The organism is Algoriphagus marinus (assembly GCF_001936475.1).
Lineage (GTDB): Bacteria > Bacteroidota > Bacteroidia > Cytophagales > Cyclobacteriaceae > Algoriphagus > Algoriphagus marinus.
Map to the genome: position 1 here is coordinate 118,532 of NZ_MSPQ01000006.1, position 21,600 is coordinate 140,131.

Sequence of the window (21,600 nt, forward strand, 5' to 3'; positions counted from 1 at the left end):
TTAATGACTGTACCCACCATGATCTCCATTACAAAGACTCCAAAGATTGCTATAATTGGCAATCCAAACGTGGGTAAATCAACTATTTTCAATCAACTGACAGGACTCAATCAGAAAATAGGAAACTATCCCGGAGTCACTGTGGACAAAAAAGTAGGTACGATGAGTTATCAGGGAAGCACCTACGAAATCATCGATTTACCTGGAACCTACAGCTTATATCCCAATTCCGAGGACGAAGTCATCGCTCATAGGGTATTAAATCAATTGAGCGAAACAGAAAAGCCTGAGTATGTTCTAATGGTCATTGACTCCAGTCAATTATCCAGGGGGCTCTTTTTGGCAACTCAATTAATTGATCTTGGATTAAACCTTGCCATAGTCTTAAATATGGCTGATTTAGCTACTAAAAGGAATATTTCAATTCGGACTTTTGAGATTTTCAAGGCCCTTGGTGTTCCTATTCTGAGTACAGACGCCAGAGGAGAAAAGGGGCTTGACCAAATTCGAGAATTAATCCACACCCGGAATTTTAGCAAAAAAGGTAGTTTCTTGGCAATAGAGGAAGTGGTTCCTATTACCCTTTTAGAAGAAGTCAAGCGTAAATTCAATATGAGCAATAATTATCAAGCTTACCAAATGCTTCGTTTTGGAAGGATTGATAAAGTTATTGCACAGGCAGATAGAGATTGGATTAAGTCAAAGCTGGAAGAGATCAATTTCGATCTTGCTGCAGCTCAACTTGAGGAAACTAAAATCCGTTATCGAAAAATAACCAAAATCGTAGATCAAGCTGTGGTGAAAGAGTCTCACCCTAAGAAAGAGAAATCCGGTCTTGACAGTATTTTCCTTCATCCGGTTTTGGGCTATGTGATTTTTGCAGCTATCCTACTAATTATGTTCCAGGCCATTTTTGCTTGGGCATCGGTTCCAATGGATTTAATTGACGGATTTTTTGCGGAATTATCAGGTAAAGTCTCTGGTCTACTACCTTCAGGTCCGATCAGCAGTTTGATTTCTGAAGGGATTATCCCAGGGATTGGCGGAGTAGTTATTTTTATTCCGCAAATCGCCATGCTTTTTGGCTTTTTGGCAATTCTCGAGGATACAGGATACATGTCTCGAGTAGTCTTTCTGATGGATCGATGGATGAGACCTTTTGGTTTGCATGGGAAGAGTGTCGTACCCTTAGTTTCAGGTGTAGCTTGTGCGATACCAGGAGTAATGGCAGCTCGAAATATTGGAAACTGGAAAGAAAAAATAATTACCATTATGGTAACTCCATTAATGAGTTGCTCTGCAAGGTTACCTGTTTACGTGATTTTGATAGGTCTGGTCGTTCCAAATAAAACCATTGCCTTCGTCAATCTTCAGGCGCTCACTTTACTTGGCTTATATTTTCTAGGAATAATTGGAGTACTAGGTACAGCATTTCTATTAAAAAATATTTTAAAAACTACTGAGAAAAGTTTTCTAATGGTTGAACTTCCATCCTATCGAGCTCCAAGGTGGTGGGATGTGATTCTGACCATGTACAATAAGTCCAGAACTTTTGTGATGGAGGCTGGAAAAGTGATTTTAGCAATATCTGTGATTTTATGGGTTTTGGCTTCTTATGGACCCCCATCCAGAATGGATGAAATTCGATCAACCGGAGAACAAAAACTTGCCTTGGCAACAAGCTCTGAAATGGAAGAACAAATTCAGGCTGAGACATCTTCTCTCTTACTCGAAAACTCATTTATTGGAATCATGGGGAGAGGTATCGAGCCGGTAATCAGACCATTGGGATATGATTGGAAGATTGGAATTGCTCTTATTGCTTCCTTTGCAGCAAGGGAAGTTTTTGTGTCAACAATTGCTACAATTTATAGTATCGGAGGCGATCCAGAAGACGATTTGACTATTCGGCAAAAACTAAATCAGCAAATCAGACCCGATGGTGAAAAAGTGTATAACACAGCCACAGCTTTTTCTTTAATGATTTTCTATGCTTTTGCGATGCAATGCATGAGTACCCTGGCGGTAGTCTATCGGGAAACTAAAGGTTGGAAATGGCCGTTAATCCAAACAGTATATATGACGGCTTTAGCATATCTATCAGCGCTGTTGGTTTATCAAATTTTATCTTAAATAATGATACAGGAACTTATTATTGGGTTAGTAGTATTGGCAGCTTTGGCTTATTTGGTGAAAAAATTCTTTTTCAAATCCAAAACTGAAGCTGGTTGTGATAAATGCGCCAAGCCCTAATATTCCTGAAATTCACAATCCATATTCCTGATTTTTTAATACTTTTAAGCTCATGGGCAAAGTAGCCAATCAGAGCATCCAAACCACCATATTTTCCTACCTAGGCGTAGTTATAGGTTATTTCAATGTACTTTGGCTTTATCCCTATGCACTTGATGCGTCAGAACTAGGGACTTTTCGCACTATTCAAGATCTTGGGCTACTATTCGTGCCATTCGCCCAGCTCGGTGTCGGCCATGGAATCACTCGCTATTTTCCAAAACTAGATCAAAATAAGTCTGCATTTTTAAGTTACAGTTTACTCATTGCTCTTGGAGGCTTTGCCCTCGTCAGCATACTATTCCTGGGTTTCAAAAGTCAAATCATAGGCTTGTTTGCAGCGAATTCCCCCGAAGTAATTGATTTTCTTGGAGTAGTTTTATTGATTACACTTTTCGCATTATTAAATAGCATTCTTGACTCTTATAGTAGGTCTTACTTAAAAATTGCAATACCGACTTTCTTTAGAGAAGTCTTTCTACGCCTGCTTACAGGGATCCTAGTTGGAATGTATCTACTAAAGTGGATCAATTTCACACTAGTGATGCAAGGCCTGATTTTCGTCTACGGTTTCTCACTTCTGGGTGTAATGGCTTACTTAATGTGGCTGAAAGTACTCCGTTTTGATATTCGTTGGGGAGGTTTTCCGAAGGGCTTTAGAACTTCTTTTATCCAGTTTAGCCTTATCACATTCCTCGCTACTGCTGCATCTACACTGATAATGAAGATTGATAGCATCATGGTCAGTTCGATGATTAGCCTGGAAGCTAATGCTATTTATACAATCGCATTTAGTATGGCTCTGGTGATCGAACTCCCAAGAAGGGCAATTTCTCAAGTGGTGATGCCAGTGGTAGCTGATCATTTTGCAAAGGATAATCTATCAGAAATCAATGTTTTGTATAAACAGGTTTCGAATCGGCAACTCTACGTTTGTATACTCCTTTTCATCGGTATTTGGGCCAATATCGACGCCATTTATTCCTTCGTACCAAACAAAGAAATTTACCTTACGGGAAAATGGGTGGTATTTTTAATCGGGTTGGGAAAACTATTTGATGTCGCTTTCTCAATCAATAGTGAGATTTTGGTCTTCTCAAAATATTACCGATTCAACTTATTTCTGACTATCACAATGAGTGCATTAATCATTGCACTAAATTATTTAATGATTCCGATTTATGGCATAGAAGGAGCTGCGGGGGCCTCAGCCATTGTTATGTTACTTTTTAATCTGGTGAAATATTTGTTTTTGAAAGTAAAACTAGGATTGGAACCATTCTCAAAAGAGACCTTAAAAATTTTAGGTGTCGGAATAATGACTTTCAATGTAGCAAGGTTTACAAGTTTAGAAGGCTCGCCGTTTGCTCAGCTAATTTTTACTTCATTTTTTGTATTTGCTTACTTCTTGATGTGGTCCTTGATCTTTAGAGCGGGAAGAGAAGAATGGTTGTGGATCAAAGAAAGAATAAAAAAGTCCGGATCTTAGAGTGTTACAAACCTCCTATAAGACAAGATTTGAGCTGCCTTGGGACCGCAAACTTCCACTGTTATCCTGCTTTTTGAGCGAGGTCCTGATTCTGAAAGCTATCAGAACAGGATGAGGCCTGTTTTTGGAAAGGGCTTTACTCGGTAATTTTGATAATTGTGAAGTTTGAACATGTCGACGACCCGGACAATGCAAATATACGATTTATTGGAAATCAGGGTTGGTTTTTAGACAGAGGATTCCGAATATGGGGAAGTATTTCATGAATGATAACAATTAAAATATCCATCAAATCAGAATTAAATTTCTCTAAAGAATAAAAAAAGAAGAATAAATAAGGTTTGTAGATATAGATTAAAAAATTTCAGAATATTATTTCAAGTTTCTTAAAGAGGAATACTTGGATAAATATTAACTTTGCACTTCCTAAACTCATTGCAGAATATGTATTTGATTAAGAAATTGATTGTCTGTCTGGATCAAACTTCGTTGGATCAGACATTGATTCAGTACGCAGCCTTTATTGCGCAAGTCAATCAAACCAAGAAAATCTATTTTGTAAACGTCATTAGGAATCTAAGTATTCCTAAAGAAGTACTGGAAGAATTTCCAAATTTGGTTGAAAACATGATTACAGAGCGCCAAGATCAAATGGAAGCAGTAGTCAACCAAAACTTCCCTAAAATGAAGGGAGTTTCTTTGAATTACATCGTCAAAGAAGGATCTCTTTCGAAGAAAATCCTGAAACTTTCGGAAGAAAAATCGGCAGATATGATTCTAATAGGCCGAAAAGTACAGCTTCAAGGCAGTGGAATTGCCTCATTGAGACTTGCAAGAAGAGCAAGTTGTTCGTTGCTTATTGTACCTGAAGGAAGCGAACCGAAAATGAGAAAGCTTTTGGTTCCAAGTGATTTTTCAGATTATTCCAAGGATGCTTTAGAAGAAGCGATTATGATCTCTGAAAAACATGGTGATGTGGAGATTGTCTGCCAAAACGTTTTTTCTGTTCCTTCTGGATACCATTTTACCGGCAAAACCTACGAAGAATTTACTGCTATCATGAGAATGCATGCGGAAATCTCTTACAAGAAATTTATTCGGAAAATTGATACAAAAGGGAAGAAAATAACACCAATTTACACTCAAGATGATGATGATGATCCCGTTCAAGAGATTGTCGCAAAAGCACTAGAAACGGGTTCAGACGGAATTATTATCGGAGCAAAAGGAAGAACAGCTGCAACAGCCCTTTTTATCGGAAGCATGGCTGAGCGATTAATTCAATTTAATGATAGCCTTCCCTTACTAGTCACTAGACCTAAAGGAAAAAACGCAGGAATTCTGGATTACATCCTAGAGATTTGACACTATTGACAAGCTGGATAAAAAGGACTTTTCATTTTTTTTAGGAAGTAGGATAAACCTTTAACCTTGATAAAAGTCTAAATCCAGAATGCATCAAATCAGTGAACAAGAACTTATCCAGTTAATTCATGATCCCAAGACCAGGGAAATAGGATACCGGCAGTTGATTCTTGCTTACCAAAAAAGGGTTTACCATTTGATCCGGAGAATGGTGTTAATTCACGAAGATGCAGATGATCTCACTCAAAATACCTTTATCAAAGCTTTTCGGAATATTGATAAGTTTCAGGGAAACTCAAGTCTTTTTACCTGGTTATATCGCATAGGAACCAATGAAGCATTGAGTTTCCTGGAAAAAAAGAAAAAGCGTTTCTTTTTTTCAATTGATGACCATCAAGAAAAATTAGAATCTTATGTGGATCAACCTGGAAACATTTCAGGAGATGAGATACAAAGAGCACTTCAAAAGGCCCTTTTGACTTTGCCAGAAAAACAAAGACTTGTCTTTCATCTGAAATATCAAGAAGAATTGACTTACGAAGAAATGTCAGAAATAACCGGAACCAGCATTGGTGCGCTAAAGGCCAGTTACCATCATGCAGTGAAAAAAATTGAATTATCCTTAAAAGCAGAATAAACTATTGATACTGAATCCAGTCTAACTTATATCATGGAAAAACTCCCAAAAATAGATGAATTCAAAACTCCAGAAGGATATTTTGAACAGCTTCCGGATCAGATCCTAGATTCACTTCAACCAAAGCAGAATCTTTCTTGGATGAAATACGCTGCGGCCGTAGTGATATTTCTTTCTGCAGGGATTTGGGCACTTGCTCCTTTTGAACAAGAAAACGTAGAATTGACTCTAGATCAAGAGGTTAATCTCTATATCGATAGTCAATATTGGACAGCTGAGGACATCTTAAGTATGGCGGAAAATCCTGACGAACTACTCGAACAAATCATTGAAGAAGAATATCCTGAAAGCGAATTGCTTTGGGAAGAAGATCAAAATTGGTTTTAATTATGAAAAAATACGCATTAACACTTTCAATCCTGCTAATCAGTTTTGGTTTCGGCTTAGCCCAGCGACCTACTGAACGATATGATCCTGAAAAATTGCAGGCAGCTCGAATCGCATTTATAACCACTAGACTGGATTTGACTCCAGATCAGGCGGAGAAATTTTGGCCGGTATTCAATCAATACAGCGATACGAGAGATGCACTCTTGAAAGAAATGTCTTCCTTGAATGATAGAAGAGATGGTCCGATAACTGAATCAGAAGCGAAAAAAAGAGTAGAAAAGCGATTTGAAATTCAGAAGAAATTACTTTCAACCGAAGAGAAATTTGTAACAGATATCAGTAAAGCGGTCAGTTACAATCAAATTTTAATGTTGAATGGATTGACAAGAGATTTCACGAGGCAATTATATCAGAGACAACGTAAAGAAAATTAAAAAAAGGCAACCATTTAGGTTGCCTTTTTTTAATTCTCAAATGAAGCATATTTTTACTTCTTGAGTAGATCTCTAATCTCCTCAAGTAATACTTCAGACTTAGGTGGGGCTGCAGGAGCAGCCGGTGCTTCTTCTTCCTTACGTTTCATAGAATTGATTCCTTTGATAGCAAGGAAAATGACGAATGCTACAATTGCAAAATCCACAACATTTTGGATGAATGCACCATAGTTCAAGGTCACCGCAGCGATAGTTTCCCCTGCTGCGTCAAGTTCCTCCGGCTTTAAAACCAAATTCAATTTCTTGAAATCCATTCCACCCACCAGTAATCCAATTGGAGGCATTACAATATCATTCACAAATGAAGCCACGATTTTACCGAAGGCTCCACCTATTATCACACCGACAGCAAGATCGATGACATTGCCTTTGACAGCAAATTCTTTAAACTCTTTTAGCATTCCCATAAGGTGGTTGATAAGGTTAATGATGTATATAGGAAGTGAATATTTTAAAAAATCTGATTTAAAACAAATCCAACATTCTTTTAAGAAGATTTAAAACACATTTTTTCAATAAAAAAACGCTGAAACTATTTATCAAAATCTATCCTTTACCCTAAATCAAGCTAAATTTGAATCCAGTCAAATATTTTACACTTCCCTTTATTTATTCTTAAAAAGATAAGAAAATTAAGAGATTATAAGATTTAGGGTTTATATAAATTGAAATTCGTAACCATATAGATTTAACCACATAGATTATGTTGTTAGAAAATCACCAAGCAAAAAAAAAATGAAGCCACCTATTGCTAAAAAAATCCCAGAAAAACTTGAAATCCACAATCACGAGCGAATCGATAATTATTATTGGATGCGAGATCGGGATAATCCAGAAGTAATAGAATACCTAAATCAAGAAAATGAGTATTTAAAAGAGACTTTAAAATCCACTGAAGAATTTCAAAACTCCCTTTTTGAGGAGATGAAAGGTAGAATCAAAGAAGATGATCAGAGTGTACCTTATTTAAAATCAGGTTATTTCTGGTATGCACGCTATGAAAAAGGCGCTGAATACCCAATCTATTGTAGAAAGAGGGAAAGTCTTGATGCAACAGAGGAAATCATTTTAAATGTAAATCTACTCGCCGAAGGAAAAGCTTACTATAATGTCGGAGGAACTGCCACTTCTACCAATCAAAAAATCCTTGCTTTTGCAGCAGATGAGGTAGGCAGGAGAATTTATACCATCTATTTCAAAGACCTTGAAACAGGGGAATTACTGGAAGATAAAATCCCCAATATCACCGGAAATTTCACCTGGGCAGCTGATCAAAAGACACTGTTTTATTCCAAGCAAGATCCGGAAACATTAAGGTCATATCAAATTTATGCTCATCTATTGGGTTCTGAAGTAGAAAACGATCGATTGATTTTCGAAGAAAAAGACCCTGAGTTCAACTGCGTAGTTCAAAAAACTAAATCTGAAAAGTATTTACTTATCCACTCTGAAAGCACTATCTCTTCTGAGATCAGGTTTCTCGAAGCGTCTAACCCTGAAGGAGATTTTCAGCTTCTCCAAGAACGTATTCCACATTTAGAATATGCCGCAGATCATTATGAAGATCATTTTTGGATCCGAACCAATCATGAGGCCCAAAACTTTAAAATAATCAAAGCCCCGATAAAAAGTCCTGGATTAGAAAATTGGGAAGATGTGATCCCACACCGAGAAACAAGTCTTTTAGAGGATTTTGATCTTTTCGCTGACTTTCTGGTAATCCAAGAGCGAACAAACGGTTTGACAAATATCTATATCAAACCTTGGGATAATTCCCAAGGACATCAGCTGGAATTTGACGATGAGACGTATACGGCTTGGATCAGTGCCAATCCTGAATTCAATACCTCTATTCTTAGATTTGGTTATAATTCCTTAGTGACGCCTGCAAGTACGTTTGATTATCATATGATCACCAAATCAAAAACATTACTGAAGCAGCAGGAAATAGTGGGGGACTATGATGCAACCGCTTACCAATCTGCTCGAGTTTGGGCAAAGGCTGTGGATGGAAAAATGGTTCCAATCTCCCTAGTCTATAAGATTGACCAGTTCAAAGCAGATGGTACAAATCCTCTGCTACTCTATTCTTACGGTTCATATGGATATAGTTCAGAAGCCTATTTTTCAAGTACCCGATTGAGCCTGTTGGACCGAGGTTTTGTTTTTGCCATTGCTCATATCAGAGGTGGCGAGGATCTTGGTAGACACTGGTATGAGGACGGAAAAATGCTTCGCAAACGAAATACATTCACTGATTTTATTGCTTGTGCTGAACATTTGATTTCTGAAAACTACACCTGCACTTCTCATCTTTATGGAATGGGTGGCTCAGCAGGAGGGCTTCTGATGGGAGCAGTGATGAATCTCCGACCAGATTTATTCAATGGATTAATAGCCGCAGTTCCTTTTGTCGATGTGGTAACTACAATGCTTGATGAAAGTATTCCTCTGACAACCGGTGAATTTCAGGAGTGGGGAAATCCCAAAAACCATGAATATTACGAATACATGCTTTCATACTCTCCTTATGATAATGTGCAGGCTACCTCCTACCCCAATCTCTTGGTCACTTCAGGACTGCATGATAGTCAAGTTCAATATTGGGAACCGACTAAATGGGTAGCGAAGCTAAGGGAGTATAAAACTGATCAAAACTTACTTCTGCTTCATACCAATATGGATGCTGGTCATGGAGGAGCTTCAGGGAGATTCAACGCACTGAAAGAATTGGCGTTGGAATATACTTTCCTTTTCTATCTGGAAAACATGATTTCATAACCTAGAGTATGTATTTAAAATAAACTGTCCTAAAGTGAGAAAAGTATTTTTTTTCTAACTTTGACCTCAACCTATTAAAACCTTACTAATGAAAATTGCGCTAATCGCCCATGACGGCAAAAAAGCTGACATGGTTCATTTTTTAAGTGGATTCAAGGATCGACTGCAACAAGTCGATATTGATCTTGTAGCTACAGGAACAACTGGTTCCCATATTGAAAAAGCGGGATTTGAGGTCCAAAAATTACTTTCTGGACCAATAGGTGGAGATGCTCAGATTGCAGCAATGGCAGCTCAAAAAGAATTAGCTATGGTTATTTTCTTTCGAGATCCATTAGACAAGCATCCTCATGAACCAGATGTGCAAATGCTGATGCGGATCTGTGATGTGCATAATATCCCATTGGCAACTAACCCGGCTTCTGCCGAACTGATGTTTAAAGCCTTAACTCAAACCTAATAAATGGAACCTAAAATCATAAAAAAAATCGGTGTCTTAACTTCAGGTGGTGATTCACCCGGGATGAACGCCGCTATTCGCGCCGTAGTTCGTGCGGGATTCTATTACAATCTTGATATGTATGGAATATACCGAGGCTACGAAGGAATGATTCAAAACGATATCAAAAAACTTGAATCTCGCCATATTACCCATGTCTTGGAAAGAGGTGGAACATTCTTGAAATCTGCTCGAAGTGATGAGTTCAGAACTCCGGAAGGTCGGAAAAAAGCTTACGAAAACCTTAAAAGCCATGGAATCGACGCACTTGTTGTCATCGGTGGGGATGGTTCATTGACAGGTGCCCATTTATTCTACCAGGAATTTGGTATTCCTTCCATAGGACTTCCTGGTACAATAGACAATGATCTTTCAGGAACTGATTCTACGATTGGATTTGATACTGCTTGTAATACTGCGATCGAAGCAATTGACAAAATCAGAGATACCGCTACTTCTCATGACCGCCTTTTCTTTGTGGAAGTGATGGGAAGAGATGCAGGTTTTATTGCGATCAATGCAGGAATAGGAAGTGCTGCTGCAGCAATCCTGATCCCTGAGAAAAAAATGCCTGTTGAGGAATTGGTTGAAAAATTGAAAGTAAGAACAAAAGCAAAAAAATCTTCTAACATCGTTATTGTTGCAGAAGGGGGAAAAAGTGGAGGAGCTGGTGATATTGCCGCTTTAGTCAAAAAACATCTGCCCTATTATGATATAAAAGTCACTATACTTGGGCACTTGCAGCGAGGCGGAGCGCCGTCTTCATACGATAGACTTCTAGCTTCAAAACTAGGAGTGTCGGCAGTAGAAGGTCTTTTGGCTGGAAAGTATGATGTAATGGCAGGGTTGATCAATCATAAGGTTGTTTTCACACCGATCAAAAAAGCCATCGTTGATGATAAAACAGTAGATGAAGACGACTTCAGAATCGCAAAGATTCTCAGTACTTAATAAAAAAAAAATTAAAGTTTGACTATAACAAGAAAGCTTGATCAATGATCAAGCTTTCTTGTTAATAGGTTCCTTTACTTGGTCAATAGAATACTTGAATTCTTCCCAAGTTTGACTTTTCCTTCCGCATACACAGCCTGTCCAAGTTGGTAGATTTTATTTGAAAAACCCTTAGGAACATCCACCGTAACTTCTTCCTTCCCAAGATTATGGAGGACAAAAATCTCCTCATTTTGGGTCTTCCTAAAGTAGGCCATGATGCTTTTTGGATAATCCTCAGGAGCTAATTCCAAAGTCCCTATTGCCAATGCTGGATTGCTATTCCTCATGAAAATAAGTCCCTTATAATGATTGAAATAACTGTTGGGATCCTCCTTTTGAACAGATAGTGGGGTCACCGTAGCATCAGTACTGTAAACTGGCTCGATCCACTTGGTTCGACCTTGATCTTTCTCTATCACATCCCAAAGAAAAGGTTCTCGAATATTTTCATCAGGTTTTAAACCTAGCATGCCGATTTCTTCTCCATAATACAAATAAGGAGCACCTGGCATAGTCAGCAAGATTGCACTTGCTTGTTTGTACTTCTCTGGATCGCTTCCCAATTCATTAAGCAATCTGGGCTGATCATGATTTGAAGAGATAGTAGCATCAATAAAATTAGGAGTGATTCCTTGATAAAAATCCAGAATTTCTTTTTGTTTTTTGGCAAGCACCATCCCATTCTCAGTATTCAATGCTTCAAGCAAGGTATAATGGAAATCAAAATTGAATAAGGCAGGCAGCCCCGGAAGATAAGGTGCTACAATTTCCTTTTTGTCATAGACCTCTCCTACCAAATATACATCCGGCTTGATAGCTTCCATTTTAGCTCGAAACTCTTTCCAAAAGGCATGATTATCCAAAGGTCTATCATCTGGAAAAATATGTTTTGCAGCGTCTAATCGGAACCCATCGACTCCTACTTCCTCCAGCCAAAACTTCCCAATATCGTAGATTTCTTCCCGGACTTTAGGGTTATCAAAATTCAGATCAGGCATTCCTCCAATAAAAAACCCATAATAAAAATCATCACCATTGCCTGGATCATGCCACTGCCTGATATTGTCACTGTCCAGAGTGATTACTTTCTTTTCTATCGATTCAGCAATCGTGTCTTTTTGTGCCCATACATAGTAGTCCCGAAACTCATTATCCCTTCCTTTTCTCGACTCCACAAACCACGGATGTTCACTGCTGCTATGATTGATAATCATGTCAATGACGATCTTAATATCTCGCTTATGAGCTTCCTCCAATAGATTCTTAAAGTCCTCCATTGTTCCATAGTCAGGATGGATTGCTCTGTAATCTGTAACATCATATTTATGATAACTCGGAGAAGGCATAATCGGCATAAACCAAATCGCATTAGCTCCTAACTCCTTGACATAGTCCAGTTTTTCGGTTACTCCATTTAGGTCTCCTATTCCATCTCCATCAGAATCATTGAACGATTGGACGAAAATCTCATACGTTACTCCAGCTTCTGGCCAATAATTTACCGGTTCTGCTACCTCTTTCGGAGCGCAAGCGGCTGCAAACGCAAATCCAGCCATAAGGATCAATTTGGAATTTTTCATTGGGATACTTTTTAAATAGAAAAAGTCACCGATCAAAGTGACTTTTTCCAGAAAATCAAAGTTTATTAATTTCTATTTACTGCATTGAGCATATCAAATGCCAACTCAAGACGCTTCACGAAGTTCTCCTCTCCCTTACGTAACCAGTTTCTTGGATCATAATATTTTTTATTAGGACTATCTGCTCCTTCTGGATTACCTAGTTGGGACTGAAGATAGGCTTCATTCTTTTTATAGTTCATCAGAATCCCCTCCCAGAATGCCCATTGCATATCGGTATCTATATTCATTTTGATTGAACCGTAGCTATTTGCTTCACGGATTTCCTCAACCGTAGAACCTGAACCTCCATGGAAAACAAAATTCAAAGGTTTTCCACTTGTACCATATTTCTGATTGATGTAATCCTGAGAATTTTTCAAAATGATCGGCTTCAAAGAAACGTTCCCAGGCTTGTAAACCCCGTGTACATTTCCGAAAGCAGCAGCAATGGTAAATAAATCTCCAATTTGCTTTAAATGCTCATAAGCATAAGCCACTTCTTCAGGCTGAGTATATAATTTTGAAGAATCTATATCAGAATTATCCACTCCATCTTCTTCACCACCAGTGACACCAAGTTCAATTTCGATTGCCATATCAAGCTTGGCGAATTCTTTGAAGTAATTACAAGAGATTTCTACGTTCTCTTCAAGCGGCTCTTCAGAAAGGTCCAACATGTGCGAACTATACAAGGGTCTCTTATGAGTAGCGTAATAAGCTTTTCCTGCATCAAGTAAGCCATCTATCCACGGCAGTAACTTTTTAGCGGCGTGGTCAGTATGCAACACAACTGGGACTCCATAAGCTTCAGCCATCAAATGGACGTGATGAGCTCCAGAAATACCTCCTGCGATACTTGCTTGCTGCTTATCATTTGCCAGGGATTTTCCTGCGAAAAATTGTGCTCCTCCATTGGAGAATTGGATGATCACGGGCGAATTAACCTTCTTAGCAGTTTCCAAAACAGCGTTTACCGAGTTGGTATTGATCACATTGACTGCGGGCATAGCAAACTCATTTTCTTTTGCATATGCATAAAGATCTTTAAGCTCCTCACCGTACTTTACTCCTGGTTTGAATTTCATAGTGGAATTAGGTTTGATTATCTTTTAATAAAGCGCTTCAAAAGCACATTTTTAGAATCATAAGCTTCAAAGATATAAATCCCTGCCTTAATATTCCTCACATCCAATTCTAATTTCTGGCTATTTGCTCCACTTTTCCCTTCGATCAAGACTCTACCAGTCAAGTCTATGATCCGAAAATTAGATCCCGCCATTTCATTTGGCAACTCTATAAATAACTCTCCAGAAGTTGGTACAGGATAAACTTTAAAGGATCCATTCAGATTAATTTCTTCTGGAATTGAAGTCACAAAATCTTCTTGAAGAATCCCCTGAGGAGGAGTTGGTAGTTTTTTATCAGTAAAAAGATAAAACTCACTAGATCTCAAACTAAAATTAACTGTCGTGCTCGCCACGTTAAATTCCTCACCTGTAAAATAATTATACCATTTTCCTGCCTTTGGAAAGGTTAGCGAAATGTTTCCTACACTTGAAAGACCAAAATTGCCATGAAGTACTACGTCCATATCTGAACTTTCAAGAATAATAGATTTCACTGTACCGCTTAGAGTCAGAGTTGTTTTTTCAGGTCTATTGAATACTTGATACTCATCTTTCAGAGAAATCATTTCCTGATAAAGTTGAAATAATCGCTGCCGATCTGGATTATCAAGGTAATTCCACTTGGTTGGTTTGATTCCAAGACGATCATTATTCAATTCTTGGTCGTACCCAAATTCCCCAAACTGCCAGATCATTTTTGGTCCCGGAATTGTAAAATAGAAGGCAGTCATCAACTGATTCCGATTCACTGCATTTTCTAACTGTTTCAAGTTAACCGGAGATGTTGCTCCAAAATTTAAACTTTCCCACATCACGCGCTCTTCGTCATGAGATTCTTGATATGCAATTAGATTAGGCTCTTTCCAACCTCGATTCCCATAATAAGCCCAGCCTAGATCTTTGTTTTGTCCTTTGGCAATTTCTCTAAAATCGAAATTCATATTTCCCCAAAACATCAATCCATAATCCGCCAATTCTTTTTCCTCATCATTGGCTGATAAATGTTCCAAAATCACATAAGCATCAGGATGGTTCGACTTGATTCGATCGTATATGTGTTTCCAAATTTTAATACGTGATGGATCATATTGTGACCAGATACCCACATTATCGCCTGATTCCACCTGCGTAAATCCTTTAGAAAGGTCAAAACGAAACCCATCCACTTTGTACTCTGTAAGCCAATAATTATTTACAGAATCGACAAAGGCCTGCGTGTATTTACTCTCATGATTGAAATCATACCCAACATTGAATGGATGCTTAGCTACACGGTTAAACCATGGATTATCGGGAGTTGGAGCACCGTAGTCACCGTCATTGTAAAGTCTAACCATTGGATTTTGACCAAAAGCATGATTTAGGACCATGTCCAAAATCACCGCTATACCTTTCCCATGAGCTTCGTCTATAAGTCTTTTGAGATCATTTTTTGTCCCATAGTATTTATCTGGTGCAAAGAAGAAGGAAGGATTATATCCCCAAGATAAATTCCCCTCAAATTCACCCACTGGCATCAACTCAATCGCATTTACACCAAGTTCTTTCAAATAATCCAATCGATCAATGACTGCATTGTAGGTTCGTTTATCATCGAAATCCCGAACCAATAATTCATATACAACAAGTTCTTCAGGTTTTGGCTTTTCGAAACTCAAATTTTTCCAAGAATAAGTATCTTGGGCAGTTTGAAGATAGGTGGCCTGAAACTCTGTTTTAGAGGATGGATAAGAAAGTAAGCCTGGATATCTTCCCTGCGAAATGATTTCTTGGTCTCCGTTTGGGTCAGAGGTTTTATCAGCATAGGGATCCCCAATCCGAATTAGTCCGTCTACTAAGTATTGAAAAATATATTCTTTCTTAGGGATAAGATTTGAAATCTTTAGCCAAAAAATCTCGCCATCTGGAGTTCTATTCATTTGGTATTCGGCCGATTTCTCCCAATTGTTAAAATCTCCAATTACTTGAACAAGTTTCTTTCCAGGTGCATTAAGCGCTAAAATCACCTCGGTATCTGAGATATAATTAATTCCTAATCTTACTCCGGAAGGCAGAGGAGCTACAGTAGAAGGAGCAAAAACTTCTATATCTACGGTTTCTGAATCTTGGTTATTGCCACTTATGGCTTTTGCTGTAAGCTTATAATTTCCAGCTTGAGTAGCTGTGTAGGAATAAGTTAAAGAAGAGGCATCCGATATACTTTTAACCTCTACTCCATCCAATTCGAAAGAAATCGAAGCTACTGAAGAAGTCTCTGCTTTAAATTCAAAAGACTCGCCTAGCTCTAAAGAAACTTCAGGAGAATTTGGATTTGTGAATGCCACTTGAAAACCTTGTGCGAGATTTACAAAAAAATCACCATTCGCAGTGGTTTTCCCCTCTTTGGAACCATCTCCATTACGGAAGACCATCCCCAGTCTATAGATGGTTAATCCATTGGGGTTGGTAAAAAAACTATTTGGAGTGAGTTCGTAATAATATTGATTTGTCTGACCATCCACCTTGGTCATTTTAGCTTTGGGGTCCGTGGTCGCCCAGGTAAAAGGGACAATTGACCATGTAGTAGAAGAAGCACTTTCTGTGACTGCTCCGATATGGATATAAACATCACAATTGCAATCTTTTAACCCAGAAGAACCCTGACTAGCATCATATATAATTCTTACTTTTTCACCTGCATTTGGCACTGATGGATCAGTAGTTACTTGAGAAAAAGCAACTTGTGCCAATAACACTAGTAAAAATAAAGGGAGAAATTTCTTGACGATTTTCATGGGTTTATTTATAAATGATGACCGACAATGGACTTTGAAAATCCATTGTCGGTCTTTAATACGAATAGCTTAAAAGAACTCTTGCTATTAGTTTTTGGTCATCGTATAAGATACTTCACCAGGATTTTTAAAATCCAAAGTGATCGTGTAATTACCAGCAGCTTCTATCTTAATGTTATCTCCACCATTTACAAGAACTCCATCTTTAGGCCCCAAATTAAAGTCCCAAGACTGGTTAGCACGAAACTTCATTTCGCCTACTTTAAGGTCGGTAGTGATAGTAAGTACATTCAGATCTTTATTGAAATTCATCGCAGTTTCAGAATCCCATCCTTTTTCTGTGGCATCACCAATAATCCCCCAAAGTTTTGGATCAGACATGGTATATGTTTTTGATTCCAGATCTACTGTCACCTCGTAAGTACCAAATTTTGTCACTTTGATGTTGCTAGCATCTGATTGGTTATCGAGTTTACCGTCTGCACCAGTATCGCCATAATTTTTGCCGTCTACCCAATCAGGCTCTTCGGTAAATTTAAATTCTCCGCTTCCACCCAACACGTGGACGAATCCAGTAAATGTTTTATTGAAATTTACTGATTTCAAAGTTGTATTCAAGTTACCTGGATTCCAGCCTTGGTAATCTCCTGGAACATAAAGCAAAGGAAATTCAACAAAAGAATCATAAGGAGTCACTGAAAGCGTTGTTGTTTCACCATAAATTGGGGAAAGTGGCTGTGTGATGGTTGCTTTAACTCTAAACTCCACATCAGAAGCTACTTCAAGTGGTAGACCTTTTGCAACTAATTCATCGTTCAGTTTTTCAGTACTTACTTCAATGATATTTGATTTGGAGAAGCCAAGTTCTTTTGCATTTGCAAAGTTTGCTCCAGCAATATCCATCTCCAGGTAATAAGTTACCTCTCCTTGCATTCCAAAATCTGCCGCAGTAACAGAAAATGAAATCAAGGCTTCAGGGTCATCTCCGTTCAAAACTAAAGAAGATCCTGCTGCAGGGTCAAGTAGTGCTGCCCCAGTTTGATCAATGATCGGAGGCATTTCATAATTATCGCAAGCAAATAGTACTGGTACTAAAGCTGCGAACCAAGCGATTTTTTGGATGGTTTTCATAATGGAAGATTGGTTATTGATTATTTGGTGTTAGAATAATTCAATTCATTGTTGAAATGATGAAATTTTCAAAAGGCTTTTAATAAATTATTTGACAACCTTTTTAATTCCATTTCCAAATTTTAGAGCTGAAAAATCAATAAAGCAATAGCGACCGCATGCCTAACTACTAAATTTTTATTGCAATCGTTTGCGTTGACGATTGCATAGGAAAAGTTTTTTTCAAAAGACAAAGAATCAAAACTACTTTTTTGGAAAATTGACCTTAAATTAGATAGATTGCTCACGCACAATCCATAAATTGATTCATTGAAATATATTCTAGGAATAATCTAATTGTATGAAAATTGGTCAAGCCACTATAAAAGACATTGCACGGGAACTTAATGTATCTTCTTCAACCGTCTCTCGAGCATTAAAAGATTACCCTGGAATCAGCGATGAGACTAAGCGCAAAGTCAAAGAAGTAGCCGAAAAACTAAATTATAGGCCAAATGCTATCGCACTTTCACTTCGTAAAAGTAGGTCTTTCACCATTGGTGTGATTATCCCTGAAGTAGTCCATTTCTTTTTTTCTACAGTCATCAGTGGCATAGAAGAAGTTGCTTCATCAAGAGGTTATAATGTCATCCTTTCCCAGACCAATGAGAGTTTAACTCGGGAAAAGTCAAGTATTGACACAATGCTTTCGAATCAAATTGACGGTTTCTTGGTGAGTTTTTCCAAAGAAACAACTGACTTCGAGCACTTTTCCCGACTTTTAGACCATGGCTACCCTATTATATTTTTCGATCGAGTACCCAATATCCCACATTCCATTAATGTAATGGTGGATGATTATCAAGGCGCCTACAATGCCACTTCCCATCTAATTTCCCAAGGGTATAATCGAATAGTGCATCTAGCAGGACCAAAAAACCTAAGCATCAGCAAAGAAAGAGAAAGAGGATATAGAGATGCCCTTTCCAATCATGGAATCCCTATCGATCCAACCCTTATCGTTGAGTGCGCTTATGGGACTTCAGACGAAGGATTTAAGATCACAGAAAACCTTTTTAAACAACTCGATAAAAAGCCAGATGGAGTTTTTGCAAATAATGATATCGCTGCTGCCGGTGCTATTCTTGCCTGCAAATCATTGGGTTATTCAGTTCCAAATGATGTTGGGGTTGTAGGCTTTAGCAACTGGCAGTTCTGCTCCATGATTGAACCTACGCTTTCTTCTGTTTCTCAGCCTGGATTTAAAATGGGATTAAAAGCCACAGAGCTATTGCTTGACCTAATTGAAAAAAAGCTAGATCCGGATACCATAACTGAGCCCATCGTGCTTGAAACTGAGCTTTTGATTCGAAATTCATCCGTAAAATGAAAAATCTGGAAATATTTTTTTCCATTTTTCATTTTTTGATGCAAACGATTGAATACGCCTAAAATTCCAAAATCGGTGTATCACCGATATTTATTTCAGAAAAACAGCCCACATTGATTCCCTAGGTGGGTTTTTAGTATCCACAATCGTTTCTAAATTAGCCCAATCACTTGCTTTAACACGAATTATATTCGCTATGAAATCCCCCGAATTTCCCTTAAAAAAAACCAAATCTTCAGCACGACACATAGGAATGGGGGCCGTTAGTTTCTGGAAAGAAACTGAAACAGGTATTGAAGGCATTTCAATTGCAGGTAAATTCAAATTTACAGTTTATGATTCTGGGATGATTCGGATCCAAATGAGTAGATATCCTGATTTTGAATCCAATCCATATTCGGTGACTGCAACTCCTAAACGTGTAAAATTCACTGTTTCCGAAAAAGAAAACCAACTCTTTCTTAAAACTGACAAACTCCTCCTTCAAGTAAATTTCGAGACCTTCAGTTTGAGTTTTTTTGATCATGAAGGAAATTTATTAAATGCCGATGATTCACTGGGAACTGCTTGGATAGGAACGGAGGTAACAACCTATAAACAAGTTCAAAAAGATGAGAAATTCATTGGACTAGGAGAAAAAACAGGAAATCTAAACAGGTTCGGAAAGGCATATACAAACTGGAATACAGATTACTTTGCATATGGTGTAGGAGATGATCCGCTCTATATGAGCATTCCATTTTACATTGGGATTCATGATCAGGGGGCTTATGGCATTTTTCTGGATAATACCCATAAAACAGTTTTCAACTTCGGAGCCTCTACCAATCGCTTCATGTATTTCAATGCTGAGGATGGCGATATGGATTATTATTTCATTCACGAGCCTACCGTATCTGGGATCATTAGCAGCTATACTGCCCTGACCGGAAGAATGGCTATGCCACCCAAATGGTCATTGGGATTTCAGCAATGTCGATATTCCTACTATCCTGACAAGGAAGTCCTTACCCTTGCCAGTACTTTCCGAGATAAAAAGATGCCTGCTGATGTCATTTACCTTGATATTCATCACATGGAGGCGTACAAGGTTTTTACTTTTGATGGAGAAAAATTCCCTGATCCAAAGGCTATGGTTTCTGCTTTGAAAGCAAAGGGCTTTCGTGTAATCGTAATAATGGATCCCGGTATCAAAACTGAAAAAGGATACCTACCCTATGAAGAAGGAAAAGAAAAGGATCTATTTGTAAAATTCCCAGATGGCCAGCAATATGAAGGTCAGGTATGGCCAGGATGGTGTGCATTTCCAGATTTCACCAAAGCGGAGACTAGAACTTGGTGGGCCAAAAAAATGAAATTTTACACAGATGCAGGTGTCGATGGCTTCTGGACTGATATGAATGAACCTGCTTCTTGGGGGCAATTCACTCCTAATTTGATAGAATTTGATTACGAAGGAAGTCCCGCTTCTCATCGCCAAGCCAGAAACATCTACGGGATGCAAATGGCTCGTAGCGCTCAGGAAGGCTCTTTATTACAAAATAATACAGAACGACCTTTTGTGCTGACACGATCTGGATTTTCAGGAATACAGCGATATGCTGCAGCTTGGACAGGAGATAATGTAGCCTCAGAAGAACATATGCTGGCAGGGATTCGGTTGATCAATAGTCTAGGCTTAAGTGGTGTAGCTTTTTCAGGATATGACGTGGGTGGATTTGCCGGAGAAGCGAGCAAATCGCTATTCGCTCGATGGATGAGTATTGCAGCTTTTTCACCACTATATCGGGCGCATTCCATGATCAATACAAACGATGCTGAGCCATGGGCATTTGGAGAAGAAGTAGAAGAAATATCACGTAACTACATGAAACTCCGATATAGACTTCTACCTACAATTTATAGTGCATTTTATGAAGCGACTCAATCAGGATTACCTTTGGTAAGAAGCCTTGCAATAGATTATCCAAATGATGAGCTGATTTACAGCTCAGCTTTTCAAAATCAATATTTATTCTGCAATCGATTCTTGGTAGCGCCTGTTGAAAGTTTTAAAGAAATCACCAAGGTCTATTTACCTGAAGGACAATGGTATTATATGTATTCTGATCAACTATCTGAAGGTAATAATATTATTTATCAAGATTCACCTATCAACTATCTACCTGTATACGTGAAAGGCGGCAGTATTTTTAGTATGCAATCGGATGTTTTCTCAACAAGTGAATCTCATGATGGGACTTTAAGAATTCATGTGTACTATGGTGAAAATGGAAGTTCGTACCTGCATTATGAAGATGACGGGATCTCTCACGATTATCAATCAGGAAACTTTTTGAAACGAGAAATCATCTATTCTCCAGCTGAGAAGCAATTAATTTTTGGTAAAACTGAGGGAACTTATAAAAGTGACTTCAATAAAATCAGGATTTTTCTTCATGGATTTAAACCTCATCACTTTGAGGTAAATGGAGCGAAAAAACAGTCCAGCAAATCAGATTTCGCTTTCTTATCCAAGCTTACTGAGTTTGATCCACTTCCCGAAAACGATCATCCATATTATCAAATTAAAGATTTGACTTTCTTGGAAATTGAAAATTCAACCGGAAAAATTGTGATTGATCTACTTTCCTAACC

17 protein-coding genes are annotated in these 21,600 nt (G+C 38.2%); 12 read left to right on the forward strand and 5 right to left on the reverse strand.

Going from position 1 to position 21,600, the window contains the following annotated elements:
- Window positions 1-3 precede the first annotated feature (3 nt).
- The 7 genes from feoB to BVC88_RS11060 all read left to right on the forward strand — a co-directional run bounded on the left by feoB (window position 4) and on the right by BVC88_RS11060 (window position 6,607).
- Window positions 4-2,133 (forward strand): ferrous iron transport protein B, encoded by a 2,130-nt coding sequence (feoB, locus tag BVC88_RS11030; protein WP_075350746.1) that lies wholly within the window; start codon window positions 4-6, stop codon window positions 2,131-2,133.
- Between the two features lie 3 nt (window positions 2,134-2,136).
- Window positions 2,137-2,253: a FeoB-associated Cys-rich membrane protein gene (locus BVC88_RS21760; RefSeq protein ID WP_075350747.1), complete on the forward strand. Its 117-nt coding sequence runs from the start codon at window positions 2,137-2,139 to the stop codon at window positions 2,251-2,253.
- A gap of 52 nt (window positions 2,254-2,305) precedes the next feature.
- Window positions 2,306-3,781 carry a lipopolysaccharide biosynthesis protein gene (locus BVC88_RS11040; RefSeq protein ID WP_075350748.1) on the forward strand — a complete coding sequence of 492 codons (1,476 nt, stop codon included), beginning with the start codon at window positions 2,306-2,308 and terminating at the stop codon, window positions 3,779-3,781.
- Window positions 3,782-4,225: 444 nt separating this feature from the next.
- Window positions 4,226-5,146, forward strand: coding sequence for a universal stress protein (locus BVC88_RS11045; RefSeq protein WP_075350749.1), 921 nt, complete (start codon window positions 4,226-4,228; stop codon window positions 5,144-5,146).
- An 88-nt stretch (window positions 5,147-5,234) separates the two neighbouring features.
- Window positions 5,235-5,783, forward strand: a complete 549-nt coding sequence (locus BVC88_RS11050) for an RNA polymerase sigma factor (RefSeq protein WP_075350750.1) — start codon at window positions 5,235-5,237, stop codon at window positions 5,781-5,783.
- Between the two features lie 33 nt (window positions 5,784-5,816).
- Window positions 5,817-6,170: a hypothetical protein gene (locus BVC88_RS11055; protein WP_075350751.1), complete on the forward strand. Its 354-nt coding sequence runs from the start codon at window positions 5,817-5,819 to the stop codon at window positions 6,168-6,170.
- 2 nt (window positions 6,171-6,172) lie between these two features.
- Window positions 6,173-6,607 carry a Spy/CpxP family protein refolding chaperone gene (locus tag BVC88_RS11060; RefSeq protein ID WP_075350752.1) on the forward strand — a complete coding sequence of 145 codons (435 nt, stop codon included), beginning with the start codon at window positions 6,173-6,175 and terminating at the stop codon, window positions 6,605-6,607.
- 53 nt (window positions 6,608-6,660) lie between these two features.
- On the opposite strand, the gene mscL is transcribed toward BVC88_RS11060, so the two are convergent.
- Window positions 6,661-7,074, reverse strand: a complete 414-nt coding sequence (gene mscL / locus BVC88_RS11065) for a large-conductance mechanosensitive channel protein MscL (RefSeq protein WP_075350753.1) — start codon at window positions 7,072-7,074, stop codon at window positions 6,661-6,663.
- A 328-nt stretch (window positions 7,075-7,402) separates the two neighbouring features.
- Here mscL and BVC88_RS11070 point away from each other — a divergent pair, with 328 nt between their 5' ends.
- The 3 genes from BVC88_RS11070 to pfkA all read left to right on the forward strand — a co-directional run bounded on the left by BVC88_RS11070 (window position 7,403) and on the right by pfkA (window position 10,898).
- Window positions 7,403-9,448: a S9 family peptidase gene (locus tag BVC88_RS11070; RefSeq protein WP_075350754.1), complete on the forward strand. Its 2,046-nt coding sequence runs from the start codon at window positions 7,403-7,405 to the stop codon at window positions 9,446-9,448.
- 88 nt (window positions 9,449-9,536) lie between these two features.
- The gene (locus tag BVC88_RS11075; protein ID WP_075350755.1) at window positions 9,537-9,908 is read left to right on the forward strand and encodes a methylglyoxal synthase; all 372 of its coding nucleotides are present in this window, start codon (window positions 9,537-9,539) and stop codon (window positions 9,906-9,908) included.
- 3 nt (window positions 9,909-9,911) lie between these two features.
- On the forward strand, window positions 9,912-10,898 hold the full coding sequence (gene pfkA / locus BVC88_RS11080; protein ID WP_075350756.1) for a 6-phosphofructokinase: 987 nt from the start codon (window positions 9,912-9,914) through the stop codon (window positions 10,896-10,898).
- Between the two features lie 74 nt (window positions 10,899-10,972).
- Here pfkA and BVC88_RS11085 read toward each other — a convergent pair whose 3' ends face one another.
- From BVC88_RS11085 to BVC88_RS11100, 4 genes are all read right to left on the reverse strand, one after another.
- Complete coding sequence (locus BVC88_RS11085; RefSeq protein WP_075350757.1) at window positions 10,973-12,520, reverse strand: alpha-amylase family glycosyl hydrolase; 1,548 nt, start codon at window positions 12,518-12,520, stop codon at window positions 10,973-10,975.
- Window positions 12,521-12,585: 65 nt separating this feature from the next.
- Window positions 12,586-13,647, reverse strand: coding sequence for a class II fructose-bisphosphate aldolase (gene fbaA / locus BVC88_RS11090; RefSeq protein WP_075350758.1), 1,062 nt, complete (start codon window positions 13,645-13,647; stop codon window positions 12,586-12,588).
- 17 nt (window positions 13,648-13,664) lie between these two features.
- On the reverse strand, window positions 13,665-16,463 hold the full coding sequence (locus tag BVC88_RS11095; RefSeq protein WP_075350759.1) for an alpha-amylase family glycosyl hydrolase: 2,799 nt from the start codon (window positions 16,461-16,463) through the stop codon (window positions 13,665-13,667).
- An 87-nt stretch (window positions 16,464-16,550) separates the two neighbouring features.
- Window positions 16,551-17,594 carry a SusE domain-containing protein gene (locus tag BVC88_RS11100; protein ID WP_075350760.1) on the reverse strand — a complete coding sequence of 348 codons (1,044 nt, stop codon included), beginning with the start codon at window positions 17,592-17,594 and terminating at the stop codon, window positions 16,551-16,553.
- A gap of 340 nt (window positions 17,595-17,934) precedes the next feature.
- Between BVC88_RS11100 and BVC88_RS11105 the strand changes: the two genes are divergently transcribed.
- Complete coding sequence (locus BVC88_RS11105) at window positions 17,935-18,963, forward strand: LacI family DNA-binding transcriptional regulator (protein ID WP_075350761.1); 1,029 nt, start codon at window positions 17,935-17,937, stop codon at window positions 18,961-18,963.
- Between the two features lie 196 nt (window positions 18,964-19,159).
- A complete protein-coding gene (locus BVC88_RS11110; protein ID WP_075350762.1) occupies window positions 19,160-21,598 on the forward strand; it encodes a glycoside hydrolase family 31 protein in 2,439 nt (812 codons plus the stop codon).
- Window positions 21,599-21,600: the final 2 nt, after the last annotated feature.

Coding starts and splice junctions, on each gene's coding strand:
- BVC88_RS11050 (WP_075350750.1), top strand. CDS start 5,235: ATGCATCAAATCAGTGAACAAGAACTTATCCAGTTAATTCATGATCCC.
- BVC88_RS11110 (WP_075350762.1), top strand. CDS start 19,160: ATGAAATCCCCCGAATTTCCCTTAAAAAAAACCAAATCTTCAGCACGA.
- pfkA (WP_075350756.1), top strand. CDS start 9,912: ATGGAACCTAAAATCATAAAAAAAATCGGTGTCTTAACTTCAGGTGGT.
- BVC88_RS11105 (WP_075350761.1), top strand. CDS start 17,935: ATGAAAATTGGTCAAGCCACTATAAAAGACATTGCACGGGAACTTAAT.
- BVC88_RS11040 (WP_075350748.1), top strand. CDS start 2,306: ATGGGCAAAGTAGCCAATCAGAGCATCCAAACCACCATATTTTCCTAC.
- BVC88_RS11060 (WP_075350752.1), top strand. CDS start 6,173: ATGAAAAAATACGCATTAACACTTTCAATCCTGCTAATCAGTTTTGGT.
- BVC88_RS11070 (WP_075350754.1), top strand. CDS start 7,403: ATGAAGCCACCTATTGCTAAAAAAATCCCAGAAAAACTTGAAATCCAC.
- mscL (WP_075350753.1), bottom strand. CDS start 7,074: ATGGGAATGCTAAAAGAGTTTAAAGAATTTGCTGTCAAAGGCAATGTC.
- BVC88_RS11045 (WP_075350749.1), top strand. CDS start 4,226: ATGTATTTGATTAAGAAATTGATTGTCTGTCTGGATCAAACTTCGTTG.
- BVC88_RS11075 (WP_075350755.1), top strand. CDS start 9,537: ATGAAAATTGCGCTAATCGCCCATGACGGCAAAAAAGCTGACATGGTT.
- fbaA (WP_075350758.1), bottom strand. CDS start 13,647: ATGAAATTCAAACCAGGAGTAAAGTACGGTGAGGAGCTTAAAGATCTT.
- BVC88_RS11055 (WP_075350751.1), top strand. CDS start 5,817: ATGGAAAAACTCCCAAAAATAGATGAATTCAAAACTCCAGAAGGATAT.
- feoB (WP_075350746.1), top strand. CDS start 4: ATGACTGTACCCACCATGATCTCCATTACAAAGACTCCAAAGATTGCT.
- BVC88_RS11095 (WP_075350759.1), bottom strand. CDS start 16,463: ATGAAAATCGTCAAGAAATTTCTCCCTTTATTTTTACTAGTGTTATTG.
- BVC88_RS21760 (WP_075350747.1), top strand. CDS start 2,137: ATGATACAGGAACTTATTATTGGGTTAGTAGTATTGGCAGCTTTGGCT.
- BVC88_RS11100 (WP_075350760.1), bottom strand. CDS start 17,594: ATGAAAACCATCCAAAAAATCGCTTGGTTCGCAGCTTTAGTACCAGTA.
- BVC88_RS11085 (WP_075350757.1), bottom strand. CDS start 12,520: ATGAAAAATTCCAAATTGATCCTTATGGCTGGATTTGCGTTTGCAGCC.